The sequence below is a fragment of the Streptomyces luteolus genome (genome assembly GCF_029968015.1).
Taxonomy (GTDB): Bacteria; Actinomycetota; Actinomycetes; order Streptomycetales; family Streptomycetaceae; genus Streptomyces; species Streptomyces luteolus.
In genome coordinates this window covers 178,328-197,228 of sequence record NZ_JASCIS010000013.1, presented here as the reverse complement: position 1 = coordinate 197,228, position 18,901 = coordinate 178,328, and the positions used below count along the sequence as shown (strand labels likewise).

Annotated in this window: 21 protein-coding genes; 11 read left to right on the top strand and 10 right to left on the bottom strand. The window is 72.3% G+C overall.

The features are described from left to right. Positions 1–657: site-2 protease family protein (locus QIT00_RS15735; protein WP_282535870.1), on the top strand; the 657-nt coding region annotated here is incomplete at its 5' end. Here QIT00_RS15735 and QIT00_RS15730 read toward each other — a convergent pair. Together QIT00_RS15730 and npdG are read right to left on the bottom strand one after the other, a co-directional pair. After that, positions 647–829 carry a hypothetical protein gene (locus QIT00_RS15730; RefSeq protein ID WP_408909778.1) on the bottom strand — a complete coding sequence of 61 codons (183 nt, stop codon included), beginning with the start codon at positions 827–829 and terminating at the stop codon, positions 647–649. The genes QIT00_RS15735 and QIT00_RS15730 overlap by 11 nt on opposite strands. A 68-nt stretch (positions 830–897) precedes the next feature. Then, positions 898–1,638: an NADPH-dependent F420 reductase gene (gene npdG / locus QIT00_RS15725; protein ID WP_282535869.1), complete on the bottom strand. Its 741-nt coding sequence runs from the start codon at positions 1,636–1,638 to the stop codon at positions 898–900. Positions 1,639–1,783: 145 nt separating this feature from the next. On the opposite strand from npdG, the gene QIT00_RS15720 reads away from it, so the two are divergent. Beyond that, positions 1,784–2,392 (top strand): hypothetical protein, encoded by a 609-nt coding sequence (locus QIT00_RS15720; protein WP_282535868.1) that lies wholly within the window; start codon positions 1,784–1,786, stop codon positions 2,390–2,392. A 4-nt stretch (positions 2,393–2,396) separates the two neighbouring features. Here the strand turns inward: QIT00_RS15720 and QIT00_RS15715 are convergent, their stop codons facing one another. Beyond that, positions 2,397–2,627 (bottom strand): hypothetical protein, encoded by a 231-nt coding sequence (locus QIT00_RS15715; RefSeq protein ID WP_282535867.1) that lies wholly within the window; start codon positions 2,625–2,627, stop codon positions 2,397–2,399. A gap of 93 nt (positions 2,628–2,720) precedes the next feature. On the opposite strand from QIT00_RS15715, the gene map reads away from it, so the two are divergent. Both map and QIT00_RS15705 read left to right on the top strand, forming a co-directional pair. Then, the gene (gene map, locus QIT00_RS15710; RefSeq protein ID WP_282535866.1) at positions 2,721–3,578 is read left to right on the top strand and encodes a type I methionyl aminopeptidase; all 858 of its coding nucleotides are present in this window, start codon (positions 2,721–2,723) and stop codon (positions 3,576–3,578) included. A gap of 148 nt (positions 3,579–3,726) precedes the next feature. Then, positions 3,727–4,392 carry a biliverdin-producing heme oxygenase gene (locus tag QIT00_RS15705; protein ID WP_282535865.1) on the top strand — a complete coding sequence of 222 codons (666 nt, stop codon included), beginning with the start codon at positions 3,727–3,729 and terminating at the stop codon, positions 4,390–4,392. Between the two features lie 180 nt (positions 4,393–4,572). Here QIT00_RS15705 and QIT00_RS15700 read toward each other — a convergent pair whose 3' ends face one another. Beyond that, a complete protein-coding gene (locus QIT00_RS15700; RefSeq protein ID WP_282535864.1) occupies positions 4,573–5,247 on the bottom strand; it encodes a PhzF family phenazine biosynthesis protein in 675 nt (224 codons plus the stop codon). Positions 5,248–5,464: 217 nt separating this feature from the next. Between QIT00_RS15700 and QIT00_RS15695 the strand changes: the two genes are divergently transcribed. Further along, positions 5,465–6,457 (top strand): hypothetical protein, encoded by a 993-nt coding sequence (locus QIT00_RS15695; RefSeq protein ID WP_282535863.1) that lies wholly within the window; start codon positions 5,465–5,467, stop codon positions 6,455–6,457. A 98-nt stretch (positions 6,458–6,555) separates the two neighbouring features. On the opposite strand, the gene QIT00_RS15690 is transcribed toward QIT00_RS15695, so the two are convergent. Continuing rightward, positions 6,556–7,278 carry a bifunctional DNA primase/polymerase gene (locus QIT00_RS15690; protein WP_282535862.1) on the bottom strand — a complete coding sequence of 241 codons (723 nt, stop codon included), beginning with the start codon at positions 7,276–7,278 and terminating at the stop codon, positions 6,556–6,558. A gap of 153 nt (positions 7,279–7,431) precedes the next feature. Between QIT00_RS15690 and QIT00_RS15685 the strand changes: the two genes are divergently transcribed. Continuing rightward, a complete protein-coding gene (locus QIT00_RS15685; RefSeq protein WP_282535861.1) occupies positions 7,432–8,310 on the top strand; it encodes a glycerophosphodiester phosphodiesterase in 879 nt (292 codons plus the stop codon). Positions 8,311–8,354: 44 nt separating this feature from the next. On the opposite strand, the gene QIT00_RS15680 is transcribed toward QIT00_RS15685, so the two are convergent. Further along, positions 8,355–8,990 (bottom strand): TetR/AcrR family transcriptional regulator, encoded by a 636-nt coding sequence (locus QIT00_RS15680; RefSeq protein ID WP_282535860.1) that lies wholly within the window; start codon positions 8,988–8,990, stop codon positions 8,355–8,357. Between the two features lie 145 nt (positions 8,991–9,135). Here QIT00_RS15680 and QIT00_RS15675 point away from each other — a divergent pair, with 145 nt between their 5' ends. Together QIT00_RS15675 and ddaH are read left to right on the top strand one after the other, a co-directional pair. Continuing rightward, complete coding sequence (locus tag QIT00_RS15675; RefSeq protein ID WP_282535859.1) at positions 9,136–9,318, top strand: DUF6243 family protein; 183 nt, start codon at positions 9,136–9,138, stop codon at positions 9,316–9,318. A gap of 140 nt (positions 9,319–9,458) precedes the next feature. Continuing rightward, positions 9,459–10,289: a dimethylargininase gene (ddaH, locus tag QIT00_RS15670; protein ID WP_282535858.1), complete on the top strand. Its 831-nt coding sequence runs from the start codon at positions 9,459–9,461 to the stop codon at positions 10,287–10,289. Positions 10,290–10,313: 24 nt separating this feature from the next. Here the strand turns inward: ddaH and QIT00_RS15665 are convergent, their stop codons facing one another. The 3 genes from QIT00_RS15665 to QIT00_RS15655 all read right to left on the bottom strand — a co-directional run bounded on the left by QIT00_RS15665 (position 10,314) and on the right by QIT00_RS15655 (position 13,983). Continuing rightward, complete coding sequence (locus QIT00_RS15665; protein ID WP_282535857.1) at positions 10,314–11,300, bottom strand: small ribosomal subunit Rsm22 family protein; 987 nt, start codon at positions 11,298–11,300, stop codon at positions 10,314–10,316. A gap of 170 nt (positions 11,301–11,470) precedes the next feature. Further along, positions 11,471–12,580 carry a serine hydrolase domain-containing protein gene (locus QIT00_RS15660; protein WP_282535883.1) on the bottom strand — a complete coding sequence of 370 codons (1,110 nt, stop codon included), beginning with the start codon at positions 12,578–12,580 and terminating at the stop codon, positions 11,471–11,473. Continuing rightward, on the bottom strand, positions 12,577–13,983 hold the full coding sequence (locus tag QIT00_RS15655) for a multidrug effflux MFS transporter (protein WP_282535882.1): 1,407 nt from the start codon (positions 13,981–13,983) through the stop codon (positions 12,577–12,579). The genes QIT00_RS15660 and QIT00_RS15655 overlap by 4 nt, the downstream gene beginning before the upstream one ends. Before the next feature lie 228 nt (positions 13,984–14,211). On the opposite strand from QIT00_RS15655, the gene QIT00_RS15650 reads away from it, so the two are divergent. Further along, on the top strand, positions 14,212–15,195 hold the full coding sequence (locus QIT00_RS15650) for a Gfo/Idh/MocA family protein (RefSeq protein WP_282535856.1): 984 nt from the start codon (positions 14,212–14,214) through the stop codon (positions 15,193–15,195). Between the two features lie 110 nt (positions 15,196–15,305). On the opposite strand, the gene QIT00_RS15645 is transcribed toward QIT00_RS15650, so the two are convergent. Beyond that, positions 15,306–16,961 (bottom strand): alkaline phosphatase D family protein, encoded by a 1,656-nt coding sequence (locus QIT00_RS15645; protein WP_282535855.1) that lies wholly within the window; start codon positions 16,959–16,961, stop codon positions 15,306–15,308. 133 nt (positions 16,962–17,094) lie between these two features. Here QIT00_RS15645 and QIT00_RS15640 point away from each other — a divergent pair, with 133 nt between their 5' ends. Both QIT00_RS15640 and QIT00_RS15635 read left to right on the top strand, forming a co-directional pair. Then, complete coding sequence (locus QIT00_RS15640; protein ID WP_282535854.1) at positions 17,095–17,853, top strand: SDR family oxidoreductase; 759 nt, start codon at positions 17,095–17,097, stop codon at positions 17,851–17,853. A gap of 134 nt (positions 17,854–17,987) precedes the next feature. Next, entirely contained in the window at positions 17,988–18,887 is a 900-nt protein-coding gene (locus tag QIT00_RS15635; RefSeq protein ID WP_282535853.1) for a PhzF family phenazine biosynthesis isomerase, read from the top strand. Positions 18,888–18,901: the final 14 nt, after the last annotated feature.

Below are 18,901 nucleotides of genomic sequence, written 5' to 3'. Positions count from 1 at the left end.
ACTCCGCGCCCGTCAAACCCGGCACCGCGACGCTCCGCGTCGCAACCACGAGACGCGATTCCTCCCGGCCCTGAACGGCCGGGGTTCCTCGCAAGAATTCCGCTGAACCCGCTGAAGTACACGCACGCGCTCCTGAGCATCGTGCTGCCCGTGGTGTTCGTGATCATGGGCGGGATCGGGCTGCCCGGCGGTGCCGTGTTCATCGAGCGGAGCCGGATCCGGGGCCGCTGGCGGCACAGCCTGATCTCGGCGGTGGGCCCGCTGACCAACGTCGCCTTCGCGGTGGTGTGCACGGCGCCGTTCTGGCTGGACGCGCTGGCGGGCGTACCGCCGGCGTTCCGGTACGCGCTCGCGTTCCTGGCGCTGCTGCAGGTGACGGCGGCGCTGCTGAACTTCCTGCCGGTGCCGGGCCTGGACGGGTACGGAGTGATCGAGCCCTGGCTGTCGCGGCGGATCCGCCGCCAGGTGGAGCCGTTCGCGCCGTTCGGGCTGCTCGCGGTCTTCATGGTGCTGTGGATCCCGGAGGTCAACATCGCGTTCTTCGACGCGATCCACGCGCTGCTGCGCGGCCTGGGGATCGAGGAGCTGGAGTCGTACTGCGGGCAGAACCTCTACCGCTTCTGGCAGGCCGAAAGCCCGGTCTGCGTCAGTGGCTGACGGAGGCCTTCTCGGCCTTGCCCTTACGCAGGTAGTACCAGGTCATGTTGGACGAGAGCCCGGCGATCAGCACCCAGACGATGCCGAGCCAGCTGCCCTCGACGAAGGAGACCACGGCCGCGGCCACGGCGAGGACGCAGACGACGAGGGCGTACAGAGCGAGGCGGGGCATGGGGTTCGGCTCCTGTCCGGATACTGCGGTTCGTACGCCGTCCAGTGTCCCCCATGCCCGCGCCGCGCCTACACGTCGGTGACGCGCAGGCCCGCGTGCGCCTTGTACCGCCGGTTCACGGAGATCAGGTTGGCGACGAGCGACTCCACCTGGTGGGCGTTGCGAAGGCGTCCGGCGAAGACGCCCCGCATGCCCGGGATGCGGGCGGCGAGGGCTTGCACGAGGTCGGTGTCGGCGCGGACCTCGCCGAGCACCATCACGTCGGTGTCGATCTCCTCGATGGACTCGTCCTGGAGCAGCACGGCCGACAGGTGGTGGAAGGCGGCGGTCACGCGGGAGCCGGGCAGGAGCGCGGCGGCCTGCTCGGCGGCGCTGCCCTCCTCGGGCTTGAGGGCGTACGCGCCCTTCTTGTCGAAGCCCAGCGGGTTGACGCAGTCGACCACGAGCTTCCCGCTCAGTTCCTCGCGCAGCGACTCGAGCGTCTTGGCGTGCCCGTCCCACGGCACGGCGACGATCACGATGTCGGAGCGGCGTGCGCACTCGGCGTTGTCGGCGCCCTCGACGCCGAGGCCGAGCTCGTCGGCCGCGGCCTGGGCGCGCTCGGCGGCGCGGGAGCCGATGACGACCTTCTGGCCGGCCCGCGCGAGCCGGTAGGCGAGGCCACGGCCCTGGTCGCCGGTCCCGCCGAGCACGCCGACGACGAGTCCGGACACGTCGGGGAGGTCCCGGGGATCCTTCGCGGGAGCCTTGCCCGGCGCCTTGTCCTGCCCCTGGGACGGGGCCTCTTGAGCAGCATCGTGGGAAGTCATACGGCGACGATACTTGCCGGTAGGGGGCGCGGGCGTACGGAATCCGCGCTCGTGTGCGAACCCGTGGCCCCACCACGGGCGCGGCGCCGCCGAGTTGGGGCAACTTCCGGACAGGCGCCGGGCGCGGGAGGCAGCATGCGGGGCCATGGATGCCGTACGGGTCGCGCTGCTGCGCGAAGTGCTCGCCGGGACGGAATGGCCTGGCGCCACCCGCCGCTTCGCGGGGGCTCTGCGCGGTTCGGTGGTGCCGCACGGTGGCGGTCTCCTGCTCGTGGGGACCTCGGCGTACGAGCCCTGGCATCTGGCCGCCCATCTGGTGGACGAGGCGGCCTGGTCGGGAACGCCGGAGCTGCGGCCGACGCTGGTGCGGCACCGGGTCGGGCCCGGGGATCCGGCGCATCTGTCGGTGGGCCTCGGCCGGATCGAGGCGGCGCGGCGCGGCGAGACGCTGCTGGTGGTCGCGCCGGACGACCCGTGCGGCGGGCTCCTGGAGCGTATCCACGACGCCCGCAGGGCGGGGGCGACGGTGCTCGCCCTGGAGTCCGGCGACCGTGATCTGAACCGGCTCGCCCACGAGGCGCTCACCGTGCCCGACGAGCCGGAGCTCGACCTGGACACGGTGCAGCACCTGGTGAGCGCGGCGGCCGGCGAGAACTCCCTGCCCGCCCCGGCCCCGCGGGGACGCCGCAGCTTCCGGGACCGGCTGTCCCGCCTCGCGGATCAGCTGACGGAGCCGCCGCCCGCGCGCTGGTGACAGGTCAGCCGGACTCCTCGGCTCCGCCCTTGCGGTCGTGCCACCTCGGGTCGGTGTCCCATTCCAGGTTGCGGTCCTGGGCGGTCTGCATCGCCCGCTCCGCCTCGACGCGGGAGGCGTACGGGCCGAAGCGGTCCTTGCCCGGACAGTCGGGGCCTTCCTCGACCTTCTGGTGTTCGAGGCAGTAGTACCACTCCCCCGGCTTGCCGACCGTGCGCTTCTTGAACAGGGCCATCACGGACCCCTCTCTGCCCGAGTCTCTTCCGAGCGCTCCGAGGTTGGTTCCCGCCGCCATCGTGCCCCAAGTCCGCTGGATACACTCACTGGTATGTCTGGCCAGTCACTGCTCGTACCAGGGGAGCTCTCTCCCACCCGTTCCGTCCCCGGCAGCATCCGGCGTCCCGAGTACGTGGGCAAGCCCGCGCCGACGCCGTACTCCGGCCCGGAGGTGCAGACCCCGGAGACCGTCGAGCTGATGCGGATCGCGGGCCGTATCGCCGCGCAGGCCATGGCCGAGGCAGCGAAGTACATCGAGCCGGGCGTCACCACGGACAAGCTGGACGAGGTGGCGCACGCGTTCATGTGCGACCACGGCGCGTACCCGTCCACCCTGGGCTACCGCGGCTTCCCGAAGTCCCTGTGCGCCTCCGTCAACGAGGTCATCTGCCACGGCATCCCGGACTCCACGGTGCTGCGCGACGGCGACATCGTGAACCTGGACGTCACGGCGTACATCGGCGGCGTGCACGGCGACAACAACGCCACGTACCTCTGCGGTGACGTGGACGAGCAGTCGAAGCTCCTGGTCGAGCGGACCAGGGAGGCGACCGCCCGGGCCATCAAGGCGGTCAGGCCGGGCCGCCAGATCAACATCATCGGCCGCGTCATCGAGTCGTACGCCAAGCGCTTCGGCTACGGCGTCGTGCGTGACTTCACGGGTCACGGCATCAATTCGTCCTTCCACTCCGGCCTGATCGTCCCGCACTACGACAGCCCGCACGCCACGACGGTGATGCAGCCCGGCATGACGTTCACGATCGAGCCGATGCTGACGCTGGGCACGCACGAGTACGACATGTGGGACGACGGCTGGACCGTGGTCACCAAGGACCGGAAGCGGACCGCGCAGTTCGAGCACACGCTCGTGGTGACGGACACGGGCGCGGACATCCTCACGCTGCCCTGACCCGCGTTTTTCTCGCACAGACGTTTTACCGACAGTACGTCGGGAACTCCTTTACCGACAGGTCGTCGGGAACCAGTTGACTTAGGCATGCCTAAGTAGCAGGATCATCGCAGGTTCCCAGCCCCTTCGGCACCGGAGGTCCGCCCCCATGTCCACCGCGTCCACGCCGTTCTCGACGCTCATCCGCACCGCCTCCCACGAGGCGCACACCGAGGCCGAGAACTCGACGTTCATGAGCGACCTGCTGGGCGGAAAACTCGGCGTGGAGGCGTACACGCGCTACACCGAGCAGCTCTGGTTCGTGTACCGCGCGATGGAGGCCGGCGCCGAGGCCCTGCGCGACGACCCGGTGGCGGGCCCCTTCATCCGCCCCGAGCTGACGCGCACGGCGGAGCTGGAGCGGGACCTGACGCATCTGCACGGGGGCTCCGGGGACTGGCGCGAGGGGCTGCGGCCCCTGCCCGCGACACAGGCGTACGTGGACCGGGTCACCGAGTGCGCCCGCGGCTGGCCCGGCGGCTTCGTCGCCCACCACTACACGCGCTATCTCGGCGACCTCTCCGGCGGCCAGATCATCCGCGACAAGGCGGAGCGGACCTGGGGCTTCGCGCGCAAGGGAGACGGCGTGCGGTTCTACGTCTTCGAGGGCATCTCCAACCCGGCCGCGTTCAAGCGCGCCTACCGCGACCTGCTCGACGGGGTGCCGGTGGACGAGCTGGAGAAGATGCGGATCGTGGACGAGTGCAAGCGGGCGTTCGCGTTGAACACTGGCGTGTTCCGGGCCCTTGGTGAGGAGTTCCCGCTCAGCGCGTGAGCCCTCCCGGGGGCTCCGCCCCCGGACCCCCGCTCCTCAATCGCCGGAGGGGCTCAATTTTGAGCCTCTCTGGGGGCACCTCCCAGCGGTAGCTGGGGGAGATTGAGGAGGCCCGTCCGGCGAGGCCACGCGGCGCCAGCCGCATATCGGACGCTGCGGGCAGGGGCGGGTAGGGGAAAATCACGCGCCGACCAGCAGCACCCGGCCCCCCACCTCCACCGTCCCGTCCGGATTCGGTGCCGTCAGGATCTGGGAGCCCGCGCCCTGGCGGATATTGAGCGCGCGGCCCAGGTGGGCGGTGAGGAGCAGGGCCGCCGCGCCGGTTGCCTCGTCCTCGTCGATCCCGTCACCGCGCCCGGGGAACGCCCGCGCACGCACCCGCCCGGCCGCCTCGTCCTCCCACGCCCAGGCGTACACCCAATCCCCCGGTGGCGGCACCGCGAGCGTGTCCACCTCCAGGGGCGAGCCGTGCCGCCGCAGGGTGCGGTCCGGGGCCCACTCCGGGCGGGCCGTGATCCAGCTGAACTCGCCGTCCTGACGCGCCGTCACCACCCCTGCGGGCGTGCGGAGTTCGAGCAGGTCGAGCAGCCAGGCCGTGCCGACGCAGGGGTGTCCGGCGAAGGGCAGGCGCACGGTGGGGGTGTAGATGTCGACGACGCCGCGCTCGTCGTCGTCGACGAACACGGTCTCGCTGAAGCCGAGGCCGCGCGCCAGCTCCTGGCGCGCCGCCTCGCCGCGCACGGCGGTGCCGTCGCGGACGACTCCGAGGGCGTTGCCGTACCGCCCGTCGGGGCCGCAGAAGACGCGGAGCACATCGAGATCAAGGGGGCCGGGCCGACCCGTCGCCGAAGTCACTCCGGCATTGAAGCATCAGCCCTCCGAGCCCCGGCGCCGGGCCGCGTACACTCCCGTTCCCGAGCGAGCCCGGCAGGCGCGACTGCCAACAGGGACCAAGGGGCGCCAGATCACGGTGTGGGCTCGCTCTGAGGTCCGGGCTCCTCCCCACACCCCCGTCCCCGGTAGGGTTCCGACCGACAGTGGGGGCCAGTTGGAGCGGAGCAGAAGGCAAGCGATGAGCAGGCTGCGCAGGGTGGGTCGGCCGGCAGCGGCGGCAGCGGCGGTGACGGTGCTGGCCGTGACGGCGAGCGGGTGCGTGACGGTGCACGGGGAGCGGGAGATCCTCCCCGCGGCGACGAAGGCGGAGGCCGCCCGCGCCCTGAAGGACTTCACGAAGGCGTACAACGCCGCGGAGGCCGCGGCCGACCCGGCGAAGGACGCGAAATCGGTCACCGGGCCGTTCGGCGCGATCAACCAGGCGGGCCTGAAGGCACGCGCGGAGCTGAAGAAGGACGGCGACGAGCAGCCGGCGTCCGCGCCCCTGAAGCTCGACGACGCGAAGTTCATCATTCCCAAGCAGGCGGGCTGGCCGCGCTGGTTCGTCGCGGACACCGACAGCAACAAGGACAAGAACGGCTCGTTCCGCTGGGTGATGGTCTTCACCCGCGGCGGCCTGGCCGAGCCGTGGGAGGCCTCGTACCTGGCGTTCGTACCGCCCGGGAAGATGCCGAAGTTCAAGAAGGACAAGGACGGCTTCGCCGAGCCGGTCGCCGTGGACGACAAGAAGCTCGCCGTCGCCCCGAAGAACCTGAGCGAGGAGTACGCCTCCTACCTGAAGGACGGCGGCGAGACCTTCGAGGAGGGCCCGTACACCTCCGACTGGCGCACGGAGCGCGAGAAGGCGGCCAAGGGGCGTGGCCTGGTCTCGCAGTACATCGACGAACCGCAGAACTCCGGTACGTACGCCCCGGTCGGGCTGCGCACCGAGGACGGCGGGGCGCTGGTGTTCTTCTCCACCCGCCACTACGAGAAGCGCACCGCGGCCGAGGGCCTGAACCTGCGCATCGGTCCGTCCGTGCGCGCGCTGATGACGGGCGACGCGAAGAGCTCGGTGACCCTGGAGTACGCGGCCGGCCAGACCGTCGTCGTACCGCCGAAGGGCGCCTCCACCTCACAGGTCGAGATGCTGAACCGGGTGCAGGGGCTGACGGGCGCGAAGGGCGAGTGAACAAGCGGTAGGCGGGCCCGGGGAGACGCTCCCCGGGCCCGCCTCTCGCGTTCGACGTTCGAGCCGCCGCCACGGGGAGACGCCCGCTGGGCCCGCGTTCAGCCGCGCAGCGGCCAGGCCGCGCTCTCCGGCTCCGCGCCCGCGTGCTGCGCGATCGCGTCGGTGAGCGCTTCGAGGAGCGTCAGCGGCTCGGGCAGCGGATGCTCGGGGCCGCGCACCCAGTGGACGTCGAGCTCACCGGGCAGCCGCGCGGGCGGGACCAGGACGTACGAACCCCGGCAGTGCCAGCGCAGGCCGGGGTGTTCGTCCGTCGTCTCGGGGTGGCAGTCCAGCTCGCACGGCCACCACTCGTCCTCGTCCTCCGGGGTGCCTCGGGTGGCGGTGAAGAACATCATCCGGTTCCCGCCGGACTCGGCGACGGGGCCCACCTCGACGCCCGCCGCGAGCAGCCGCTCCAGGGCGCTGCGCCCGGCTTCCACGGGGACGTCCAGGACGTCGTGGACCATGCCGGTCGCCGTGATGAAGTTGGCCTCCGGCTGGTGCTCGGCCCAGCGCTGGATCTGGCCGCGGTCGGTGGTCGACTGGGTCTGCCAGGCGAAGGAGACCGGGTGCCGGGCGGGGGTGGGGCAGCCGATGCGGTCGCAGGAGCAGCGGTACCCGGCGGGGTGGGCCGCCGGGGCGAGCGGCAGGCCCGCCGCGGCCGCGGCGAGAAGCAGGGCCTCGCGGCTTCCCTCGTCCCCCGTGTCCTTGGGGCGTCGGGCGCGCAGCCACTGGGAAAACCTGCTCTGTCCGCCGGTGCGACGGCCGAACTCCGCGCCCATCTATCCCCTCACCTTGCTTCGTCCCGTCCGTCCATGGTGCCACCATCCTGCGCCTCGGGTGGCCGCACTCCTCATCCGGGGTACCGGGGGCGATGCGCGGGCTTGGGTGACGATGACGGGCGAGTCCGGATATATCTGCCTACCTTGGGCAACATGGTCACCCTGGCTGCCCCAGCCGTCATCACCGCCCTCGCCCTGGCGGGACAACTGACCGGCGTCGCCCCCGGCGGCACGACCGCTCCCCTGGAGTGGAGCAAGGGCGGCCCCCTCACCGTCGACTCGCTGCCCCGCGTCACATACACCGCGCATCGCGGCGGCGCCCTCGAAGTGCCCGAGAACAGCATGTCCGGGCTTGTGGCGGCGTTCGAGCGGGGCACGGCCCAGGTGCTCGACGTGGACACGAGGATGCTGCGCGACGGCACGCTGGTCGCGATGCACGACTCCACCCTGGACCGGACGACCGACCGGAAGGGACCGGTCCGCTCCCTCACGGCAAAGCAGTGGCGTGACGTACGGCTGACGCCGCGCCGTTCGCTGCGCGGTGCCTGGCGGTCCGAGCGCCCGCCGACGGTGGCCGAGGTGCTCGACCGGTTCGGCGGGCGGGTAGTGCTTCTCCTGGAGGTCAAGGACAAGGCCGGGCTCGCCCCGCTCGCGCGGATGCTGCACCGGCGCGGCCTGACCCGCTCCGTCCTGGTCAACTCGCACTGGCCGTCGGTGGCCAAGCGCGCGCACGAGCTCGGCCTGCGGACCCAACTCTGGCGCAGCGCACGGCAGATGAGGACGGACAAGCCGCGCGAGTGGCGCACGTTCGTCGATGTCCTCGACGTGGACTACAAGGCGCGCGACCAGGATCTGGTACGCGCGGTGAACTCGGGCATCCCGCACGTGTGGGCGCACACCGTGAACTCGGTGAAGCAGCGGGACCGCGTGCTGCGCCTCGGCTGCGACGGCGTGATCACCAACGCGCCGGGGCTCCTCGCCCGCACACCGGTCACGGGGCCCGTCCGTGCGCGGCCGCTCAGCGAGGAGTGATCCGGCGGTCGCGGTTCAGCGAGGAGTGATCCGGCGGTCGCGGTTCAGCGGGGGGCGAGGCCGCCCAGGGCGTACTCGACGAGCGTGTCCGCGTACGCGTGCGTCAGTTCGCCGGTGCCCTGCAGCCAGCGTTGCGCGATCGGCGAGACGAAGAGTTCTAGGGCGATCCGCGGGTCGAGGTCGGCGCGCAGTTCGCCGGTCTCCTGGGCGGCGCGCAGCCGGGCGACGTAGAGCTGGAGGCCGGGTTCGAGGATCTGCTCGACGGCGCGGACGCTGAGGTCGCGGTTGATGATGCCCTCGGCGGCGAGCGCGCGGTACGGGATCGCGAACTGCGGGTCCTTGAGCTCGTCGACCGTGGCGCGCAGCACGTCCTTCAGGTCGGCCGCGAGGTCGCCGGTGTCGGGGATGGCGCGGGCCTCGCCGGGGTCCACTCCGGCGGCCTCCGCGGCGGCGGCCATGTTCCGCTCGCCGAGGTCGACGAAGGCTTCGAGCAGGACCTCCGCCTTGGAGGACCACCAGCGGTAGATCGTCTGCTTGCCGACACCGGCGCGGGCGGCGATGCCTTCGATGGTCGTCTTCGCGTATCCGGCCTCGCCGATCAGGGCGAGGGCCGCGTCGTAGATGGCGCGGCGGGAGCGCTCGCTGCGCCGCGATGAGTCGGGGGCTGTCTTGGTCGCCATGGCTCGAATGTAGCAGCGCGATGAGCCGATACGTATCGTCTCGAAAAGCCTTGACAAGACGAACCGTCTCGCCCACTCTGGAGCCTGTCAGAGCGAGACGATACGTCTCGCCTCGATCGATTGACGGATTTGACGGGAGTACGACATGACCCGAGGTGGAGCAGGAAACATGCTGGGCGTCGGCGGGCACCGCACCAAGCTGTCCCGCAAGGCACTGCGCGGCGGCGGCCGGGACGGACGGATCGGCGGCGGGCTCGACGCGCGGGCGCAGAAACGGGAGTTGCTGCGCAAGCTGCAGGAAGGGCGCGGCGACGGCACGGCTTCATGAGGCGTAGCGGTGTGAACTCGCGTGGCACGTACGGAGAACAACCCGTTCGCCACCGCGCGGGAGGGCTCTTCACGGCGGACCATGGGCAGCAATCCGAGTGACCGACACCCGGCCGCTCAGCCCACCGTGAGGAGCCCTCATTGCCTCGTCACGCCACACCCCGGCGCTACCTGATGTGCCCACCCGCGCACTTCAAGGTCACGTACTCCATCAATCCGTGGATGGACCCCACGAAACCCGTCGACGTGCCCCTGGCCGTCGCACAGTGGGAGGACCTGATGGAGCGCTACCGCTCGCTCGGCCACACCGTCGAGCAGCTCACCCCCCGCCCCGAACTCCCCGACATGGTCTTCGCCGCCAACGGCGCGACCGTGATCGACGGCCGTGTGCTCGGCGCCAACTTCGCCCACGCCGAGCGCGCCCCCGAGGCCGCCGCGCACCTCGACTGGTTCCGTACGCACGGCTTCGCCGAGGCCGACGTCCACGAGCCCGCACACATCAACGAGGGCGAGGGCGACTTCGCCGTCACCTCCTCGTACGTGCTCGCCGGGCGCGGCTTCCGGGCGAGCCCGCTCTCGCACGGCGAGGCCCAGGAGTTCTTCGGGCGGCCGGTGATCGGGCTCGACCTGGTCGACCCGCGCTACTACCACCTCGACACCGCCCTCGCCGTGCTCGACGACGCGACGGACTCCGGCGACGCGATCATGTACTACCCGGGCGCGTTCTCACCCGGCAGCCGGGCCGTCCTTCGCCGCCTCTTCCCCGACGCGCTGATCGCACAGGAGCCGGACGCCGCGGCGCTCGGCCTGAACGCGGTCTCGGACGGCCTGCACGTGCTGCTCCCGCAGGCGGCGGTGGGCCTCTTCGGGCCGCTCAGGGAACGCGGCTTCGAGCCGATCGGGATGGACCTGGGCGAGCTGCTCAAGGGCGGCGGGAGCGTCAAGTGCTGTACGCAGGAGCTGCGTTGCTAGGCGCCTCGCGGGCCTGACCGCACCTCAGTCCTGGGAGCTCCAGGCGTCGCCCCACTCCGCGTTCCTGGCCTCCTTGTACCGCGGCCCGTGCCGCTTCGTCACCGTCGTACGGGTCAGGGCCTCGTCCCGCACGCACAGGTCGAGCAGCACCTGGCCCTTGCGGATCTGCGGGCGGCGGACGATACGGGCCGGGGCCGGGGTGGCCGGGAGGCGGGTGGCGGCGACGTAGCTGAACTTCTCATCCTCGTACGCCAGGGTTCCGCCCTTGACCCGCCGGTGCAGGGAGGAGCGGCTGACGCGGGACGAGAAGTGGCACCAGTCCTTGCCGGGCTCGATGGGGCAGGCCGCGCTGTGCGGGCAGGGGGCGGCGACGCGCAGGCCGGCGGCGATCAGGCGGTCCCTGGCCTCGATGACGCGGGCGTAGCCGTCGGGGGTGCCGGGTTCGATGATCACGACGGTCTCGCCGGCGTCCGCGGCGGCGTCGACGACCGAGCGGCGGTCGTCCTCGGTCAGCTCGCCGAGTACGTACGAGATCGTGACGAGATCAGTGCTCTCGATGGTGAGCGCTGCTCCGATACGAGAGCGCTGCCAGCGCGCGGCGCTCAACAGGGGGTTGGACTCGGCCAGTTCACGCCCCAGGGCGAGCGCGGGCTCCGCCCAGTCGAGGACCGTGACCGGGCGCCGCTGCGGCCAGGTCGCGCTGACCGCCCAGGTCGCCGCGCCCGTACCGCCGCCGATGTCGACATGGCTGCCCGGCGACCAGTCCTCGGGGGCGGCGGCCGCGAAGGCGTCGAGGGCGGAGCGTACGGCCTCGAAGGTGGCGGGCATCCGGTACGCCGCGTAGGCCACGACGTCCGAGCGGTCGCGCAGCACGGGGGCGTCGGTCGGGGTGCGGCCGCGGTAGTTGGCGATCAGGCGGTCCACGGCTTGCGCGGCCTGCTTGGGGGGCAGTCCGTCGAGCAGGCCGCTCAGCGCGGGGCGGAGTGCTTCGGCGGGGGCGAGGTCGTTCACCTGGGGAATCGTACCCGGGGCCCAAGCACCCCCAGGGGGCTCCGCCCCCGGGCCCCCGCTCCTCAATCGCCGGAGGGGCTCGATTTGGTCGTCGGTCGGCTTTCCCGCCGCCGTGGCTGGTCGCGCAGTTCCCCGCGCCCCCCAAAAACCAGCCCCTCCGGGGGAGGGGATCAAACCGCCTCCGCCACCGCCCGCGCCAGCCGCGTCGCCGCCCGCGCCCGAGGTGCACTGTCCGGAGCGCGGCGCACCGGATGAACCGTGTTCGCAAGGAGCACCAGAAACGTGTCCGAAGCCCGGTCGAGGACCAGGGACGTGCCCGTGAAGCCCGTGTGGCCCGCCGCGCCCCGTCCCGCCAGCTCGCCCATGAACCAGGGCTTGTCCACGAGGAAGCCGAGCCCCGGTGGGCGAAGGAGCAGGTCGACGAAGTCGGGGCCGAGGATGCGGGCGGGCCCGTACGCGCCGCCGCCGAGCAGGGTGCGGCAGAACACCGCGAGGTCGTGCGCCGTGGAGAAGAGGCCCGCGTGCCCGGCCACCCCGCCGAGGGCGTACGCGTTCTCGTCGTGCACCACTCCCCTGACCATGCCCCGGTCGAGCCTGGCTCGGGGTGTGCGCTGGTCCTCGGTGGCCGCCGCGAACGGGCAGGGGCCGAAGCCGGTGGCGCGCATGCCGAGGGGGCGGGTGATGCCGTCGCGGATCAGCCGGTCGAGGCGGCGGCCGGTGAGGCGTTCCAGGACCTGCTGGAGCAGCAGCATGTTCAGGTCGGAGTAGAGGTACTCCCCGCCCGGCTCGCCGACCGGTTCCTCCGTCCGCAGCGCGGCGAGCATCGCGGGCCGGTCCTGGCAGGCGTACAGCGGGAGTTCGGGGCGCAGGCCCGAGGTGTGGGTGAGCAGCTGGCGCACGGTGATGCCGTGGTCGGCGGCGGCGGTGAGTTCGGGGACGTACGCGGCGATCCGGGCGTCGATGCCGAGGGTGCCGCGTTCGATCTGCTGGACGGCGGCGACGGCGGTGAACAGCTTGGTGAGCGAGGCCAGGTCGAAGGGCGTGCCGAGGGTCATGGGGACGCGGCGGTGCGCGGGCAGTTCCTCGCCTCCGGCGGCGTACCGGACGGCGTATCCGGCCGCCTCCTCGACGGCGAGCAGGGGCCCGCGCCCGGCGACCACGACGGCGCCTGCGCACCAGGTGCCGGGCAGGGCGCGCACGTCGGCGGCGAGGAGCCGCAGGTGTTCCGGGTCGAGTCCGGCCCGCTCGGGCGGGCCGGTGCGCAGCCGTGGCGGGGTCAGTGCTCCGGCCCCTCCGTGCGGCCGGTCCTCGGGTCCGGTCCCGCACCGGCGACCGGCCCCTGTCCCGTACCGGCGACGGAAGAGCCCGTACCCGGCCCCGAACCCGAACCCGTACCGGAGACCGAACCCGGCCCCGTACCCGCGACCGCGTCCGTCACCGGCCCCGTGACCGCGTCCGTGACGGGACCGGTCGCGGGTGCGGGGCCGGTCGGCTGCTGCTGTGTCTCCGCCGCCCGCTGCCAGGGGCGGCACAGCCCCACGAAGAACGCGGCCGCGATCAGCGCGCAGGCCAGCTGGACCACGGCCATCGGTACGGCGGTGTGCTCGCCCGCGATGCCGACGAGCGGTGAGGCCACGGCGCCGACGAGGAACGAGGACGTGCCGAGCAGCGCGGAGGCGGAGCCCGCGGCGTGCGGGGTGCGCATCAGGGCGAGGGCGTTGGCGTTCGGCAGGGTGATGCCCATCGCGGACATGAGGACGAAAAGACCGGCGGCGATCGGTACGAGCCCGAGGTCCCGGGCGTCCCCGAAGACCCCGGTCGTCATCAGAAGCAGCGCGGCCGCGGCGAGCGTGATCAGGGCGAGGCCGACGCCGAGGACCCGGTCGAGCCGGACCCGGCCGACGAGGATCTTGCCGTTGATCTGGCCGACGAGGATCAGGCCGACCGAGTTGACCCCGAAGAGGAGGGAGAAGGTCTGCGGGGACGCGCCGTAGATCTCCTGGATCACGAACGGGGACGCGCTGATGTACGCGAAGAGGGCGGCGAAGGCGAAGCCGCCGGCGAGGGTGTACCCGGCGAAGACCCGGTCGCCGAGCAGCCCGCTCATGGTCCGCAGGGCGTCGCCGACCCCGCCGGACTGGCGGCGTTCCGGGGCGAGGGTCTCGGGAAGGCGGCGCCAGACGAGAGCGGTGAGCGCGATGCCGATGACGGTCAGGACGACGAAGATGCCGCGCCAGTCGGTGAAGCGCAGCACCTGTCCGCCGACGAGCGGCGCGACGATCGGGGCCACCCCGGAGATCAGCATCAGGGTGGAGAAGAACCGGGCCATGTCCACGCCGTCGTACAGGTCGCGCACGACGGCGCGCGCTATCACTATGCCCGCGGCCCCGGCGAGGCCCTGCAGCAGGCGGAAGGCAACGAGGAGTTCGACGCCCGGCGCGGCGGCGCAGATCGCGGTGGCCACGATGTAGATGAGCAGGCCGACGAGGAGCGGGCGGCGCCGCCCCCAGCGGTCGCTCATCGGCCCGACCACGAGCTGTCCGAGCGCCATACCGGCGAGGCAGGCGGTGAGGGTGAGCTGCACGGTGGCGGCCGGGGCGGTCAGCGCGCGGGTGACCTCGGGGAGCGCCGGCAGGTACATGTCCATGGAGAGCGGCGGTACGGCGGTGAGTCCGCCGAGCAGGAACGTGGTGAGGAGTCCGGTGCGCCGCGCCGCCGCCCTGCCGTCGTCGCGCGCCCCTTCCGGTGCCGGCTCCCTGAGCCCCGCGGAACGTCGGTCCACAGCCGTCACGTACCTCAACCCCTCCCCATCGCTGCCTCGGCTCCCTATGCTCTCAGCTCGGTCGGCGTGGTCGAGACCAGTTCGGGGCCAGTCGGTGCCGGGCGGCGGACGGGACAGGGGAGGCACCGGATGGGGCGTGTGCGGTGGGGGGTGCTCGCGACCGGCTGGATCGCCGAGCGGTTCACGGCGGAGCTGCTCGACATGCCGTCGGACGCCGAGGTGGTGGCGGTCGCCTCGCGTACCGGCGAGGGCGCGCGGGCGTTCGCGGACCGGTTCGGGATTCCCCGGGCGTACGGGGACTGGGCGTCGCTCGCGGCGGACGAGGACGTTGACGTGGTGTACGTGGCGACGCCGCACTCCGCGCATCGGGAGGCCGCCGGGCTCTGCCTGGAGGCGGGGCGTGCGGTGCTGTGCGAGAAGGCGTTCACGCTGAACTCCCGGGAGGCCGAGGAGCTGGTGGCCCTGGCGCGGGCGCGCGGGAGCTTCCTGATGGAGGCCATGTGGATGTACTGCCATCCGCTGATCCGGCGCCTCCGGGAGCTGGTCGCGGACGGGGCGATCGGTGAAGTGCGCACGGTCCAGGCGGACTTCGGGCTGGCGGGACCCTTCCCTCCGTCCCACCGCCTGCGGGACCCGAAGCAGGGCGGGGGCGCGCTGCTCGACCTCGGGGTGTACCCGGTGTCGTTCGCGCAGCTGCTGCTCGGGGAGCCCGCCGAGGTCACGGCGAGAGCAGTGCTCTCGGAGGAGAGCGTCGATCTCCGTACGGGAATGCTGCTCTCCTGGGAGAGCGGTGCTCACGCCGTGTTGCACTGCTCTCTCGACGCGGCGACCCCGGTCACCGCGTCCGTCACCGGCTCCCACGGACGGATCGACATCCCGGACGGCTTCTTCTTCCCGGACCGCTTCGTGCTGCACCGGCCGGGCCGCGAGCCCGAGGAGTTCACCGGCGAGGGCCGCCGGGACTCGCTCAGGCACGAGGCGGCCGAGGTGATGCGCTGTCTGCGCGCGGGCGAGCGGGAGTCCCCACTGGTCCCGCTCGACGGCACCCTCGCCGTGATGCGGACGCTCGATGCCGTACGGGAGCGCATCGGCGTCCGCTATCCCGGGGAGTGAACCCGCGAATTCCGACCCGCGACGTCGACCGGGGCGCCGCCGATCGCCCTCCGGGCTCGTCCTCAATCGCCGGACGGGCTCAATTTGGCACCCCAGTCGCCCGGTCGGGGCTACACAGCCTTCAGGCCCGGATTCCCCGCCTCCGTCACGAACGACGCCGCCGTGGAGATCGGCGCGCCCGGCGTCGTCACCGCGGAGACCGTCTTGAAGTCGGCCCGCGCGGACTCCGTGCCGAGGGCCACCGTCACGTAGCCGCGCCTGCCGTTGAAGAACTTCAGGTGCGGGTTGGCCTTCATGTACGTGTACCAGGTGGCCGGCTTCTCGGCGCCGTCCTTGCCGCTGGCGATGGAGGTCGCGACGATCTCCGTGCCCACGGTCCTGGAGTCCGGGTCGTCGAAGTCCTGCTTGATGTCGAAGGCGTAGCCGCGGTGCACGTCGCCGGTGAGCACCATCAGGTTGTCGATCCCGGCCGCGCGGGCGCCGTCCAGGACGCGGGCGCGCGAGGCGCGGTAGCCGTCCCAGGCGTCCATGGACAGCTTGGGCGTGTCGGTGAGGTCGAACGCCCGCTGGGAGACGACGACTTGCTGCGGCATCAGGTTCCACAGCGCCCGCGACCGCCGCCAGCCGTCGAGCAGCCAGCGCTCCTGGGTGGCGCCGGTGATGCTGCGCTTCGGGTCGTCGCTCTCGGGGCCCGCCGGGTGCGCGTTGTCGCCGTACGCCTGGTCGGAGCGGTACTGGCGGGTGTCGAGGATGTCGAACTGGGCGAGCCGGCCCCAGTGCAGGCGCCGGTAGAGCTGCATGTCCGGCCCGGAGGGCTGCTGCGGGCGGCGCAGCGGCTGGTTCTCCCAGTACGCGCGGTACGCGGCGGCCCGGCGGACGAGGAACTCCTGCGGCGGTACGCCGTTCTCCGGGATGTCGTCGGCGTAGTTGTTCTCGGTCTCGTGGTCGTCCCAGGTGACGAGGAAGGGGTGCGCGGCGTGCGCGGCCTTCAGGTCGGGGTCGGACTTGTAGAGGCCGTAGCGCATCCGGTAGTCGTCGAGCGTGACGGTCTCCCGGTTGAAGTGCGCGGGCAGCACGCGGTCGGTGTAGTTACGGGCGCCGCCGGTGGAGTTCACGGCGTACTCGTAGAGGTAGTCGCCGAGGTGCAGGACCACGTCGACGTCGTCCTGCGCCAGGTGCTCGTACGCGGTGAAGTATCCGTCGTGGTAGGCCTGGCAGGAGACGGCGGCGAGCTTCAGGGCGGAGACCCCGGCGGCGCGGGCCGGGGCGGTGCGGGTGCGGCCGACCGGGCTGATCCAGCTGCCGGTGCGGAAGCGGTAGTGGTAGACGCGGCCGGCGTCCAGGCCGTCGACCTCGACGTGCACGGAGTGGCCGAACTCGGGGTGCGCGGTGGTGGAGCCGCGTCTGACGATCCGGGCGAAGCGGGCGTCGTGGGCGATCTCCCACTGCACGGTGACGCGCTGGGCGGGCAGGCCGCCGTCGGCCTCGAAGGGCTGGGGGGCGAGCCGGGTCCACAGCACGACGTTGCCGGGCTGCGGGTCGCCGGAGGCCACACCCATGGTGAACGGATCGTCAGATATGCGCCGTGCGTTCAGTTCCGCCGCGTGGGCCGCGCCGGTGCCGGGCAGGTTGGTGGCGAAGGCCAGCGCGGCGGCGGCGCCGGTCACGGTGAGGAATCGGCGGCGCCCCAAGTGCCGTGCGGCGGCGTGGAGTTCCTCGGTCCGGCGGACTGCGTTCCGGGCTGCTTCGTGAGCTGCGACTGTCATCGGCCCCTCCCCTGACGGTTGTTGTCACAGGTATTCGAAGGGCGCCCGACAACCGGGGACTGACGCGTACACAACAGTCGAATGGCGGACGGATGAGCGCCGTATGGATGCGCGTCCCGTACGCTGCGGGGCCATGAACGAGGCGCAAACGAAGATCGCGATCGTGACGGGCGCGGGCTCCGGCATCGGCCGGGCCGTCGCCCTCGAACTGGCGCGCGGCGGCTGGTCGCTCGCGCTCGCCGGGCGGCGCACCGAGGCCCTTGAGGAGACGGCGGCGCTCACGAAGAGCGACGACGTGCTCTGTGTACGCACCGATGTCGCGGTGCAGGAGGACGTGGCGGCCCTGTTCGCCGCCGCGCGGGACCGGTTCGGCCGGCTCGACCTGCTCTTCAACAACGCCGGCACGTTCGGCCCCGGCGGCGTCCCCCTCGACGAGCTGCCCTACGAGGCGTGGCGGCACGTCGTCGACACCAACCTCAACGGCGCGTTCCTGTGCGCCCAGGCCGCGTTCCGGCAGATGAAGGGCCAGTCACCGCAAGGCGGGCGGATCATCAACAACGGGTCGATCTCCGCCCAGGTGCCGCGCCCGCACTCCGTCGCCTACACCGCCACCAAGCACGCCATGACCGGCCTGACGAAGTCGCTGTCCCTGGACGGGCGCCCGTACCGCATCGCCACGAGCCAGATCGACATCGGCAACGCCGCGACCGACATGACCGAGCAGATGCAGCGCGGCATCCTGCAGGCCAACGGGCAACTGGCCGCCGAGCCCGCGATGGAGGTCGCCGACGTGGCCCGCACGGTCCGGCACATGGCGGAGCTCCCGCTGGAGGCGAACGTCCAGTTCGCCACGGTCATGGCCACCAACATGCCGTTCATCGGGCGGGGTTGAGCGTTCCCTCACACAGGGGCTTCCCTCACGCAGGGGCGGATCGGGGGGAGTGAGCCCCCCGTACGACCGGTGAGCTGCGCCGCGGGGTGCGGAGCGCGGGAATGCCCGCGCCCCGCACCCGGTTGAGGTGCGACATGAGCGCATCCACGGCACCCGACGCCCACGCGGCCCACCCGGACATCCTTCGCTACACCGCCTTCTCCGCCGACCCCGCCGGGGGCAACCCTGCCGGTGTCGTGCTCGACGCGAGCGGCCTGGACGACGCACGGCAGCTGGCGATCGCCGCCGGACTCGGCTACAGCGAGACGGCGTTCCTGACCGCGCCGCCCGCCGAGCTGGCCCCGGCGGGCGGCCGTGCGTACACGCTGCGGTTCTTCAGCCCGAAGGACGAGGTCAACTTCTGCGGGCACGCCACGGTCGCCACGGCCGTCGCACTCGCCCAGCACGGCGGCGGCCCCGGCGACTACGTGTTCGCGACCCCGGCCGGCACCGTCCCGGTCAGCGTGGCCGACGTGGACGGCGAGCTGCGCGCCACCCTCACCAGCGTCGAGCCGCAGGTGAAGGACGTCGAGCGCGCCGATCTCGACGAGGCGCTCGCCGCGCTGCGCTGGGCCGAGTCCGACCTCGACCCGGCCCTGCCGCCGCGCATCGCCTTCGCGGGCAACGACCACCTGGTCCTCGCCGCCGCGACCCGCGCGCGCCTCGCCGACCTGGACTACGACTTCGCCCGCCTCGAAGCCCTGATGCAGCGGCTGAACCTCACCACGCTGCAACTGGTGTGGCGGGAGTCGGACGGCCTGTTCCACGCCCGCGACCCGTTCCCGGTCGGCGGCGTGGTCGAGGACCCGGCGACGGGCGCGGCGGCCGCCGCCTTCGGCGCGTACGCCCGCGAGCTCGGCCTGGTCGGCGAGGAGTCGGAGTTCGTCATCCGGCAGGGCGAGGACATGGGCCGCCCCGGCACCCTCACGGTGACGCTCCGCCAGGGCGACCCACGCGTGCACGTGGCGGGCACGGCGGTCCGGATCCCCGAGTAGCCCTCTCGGGGCTC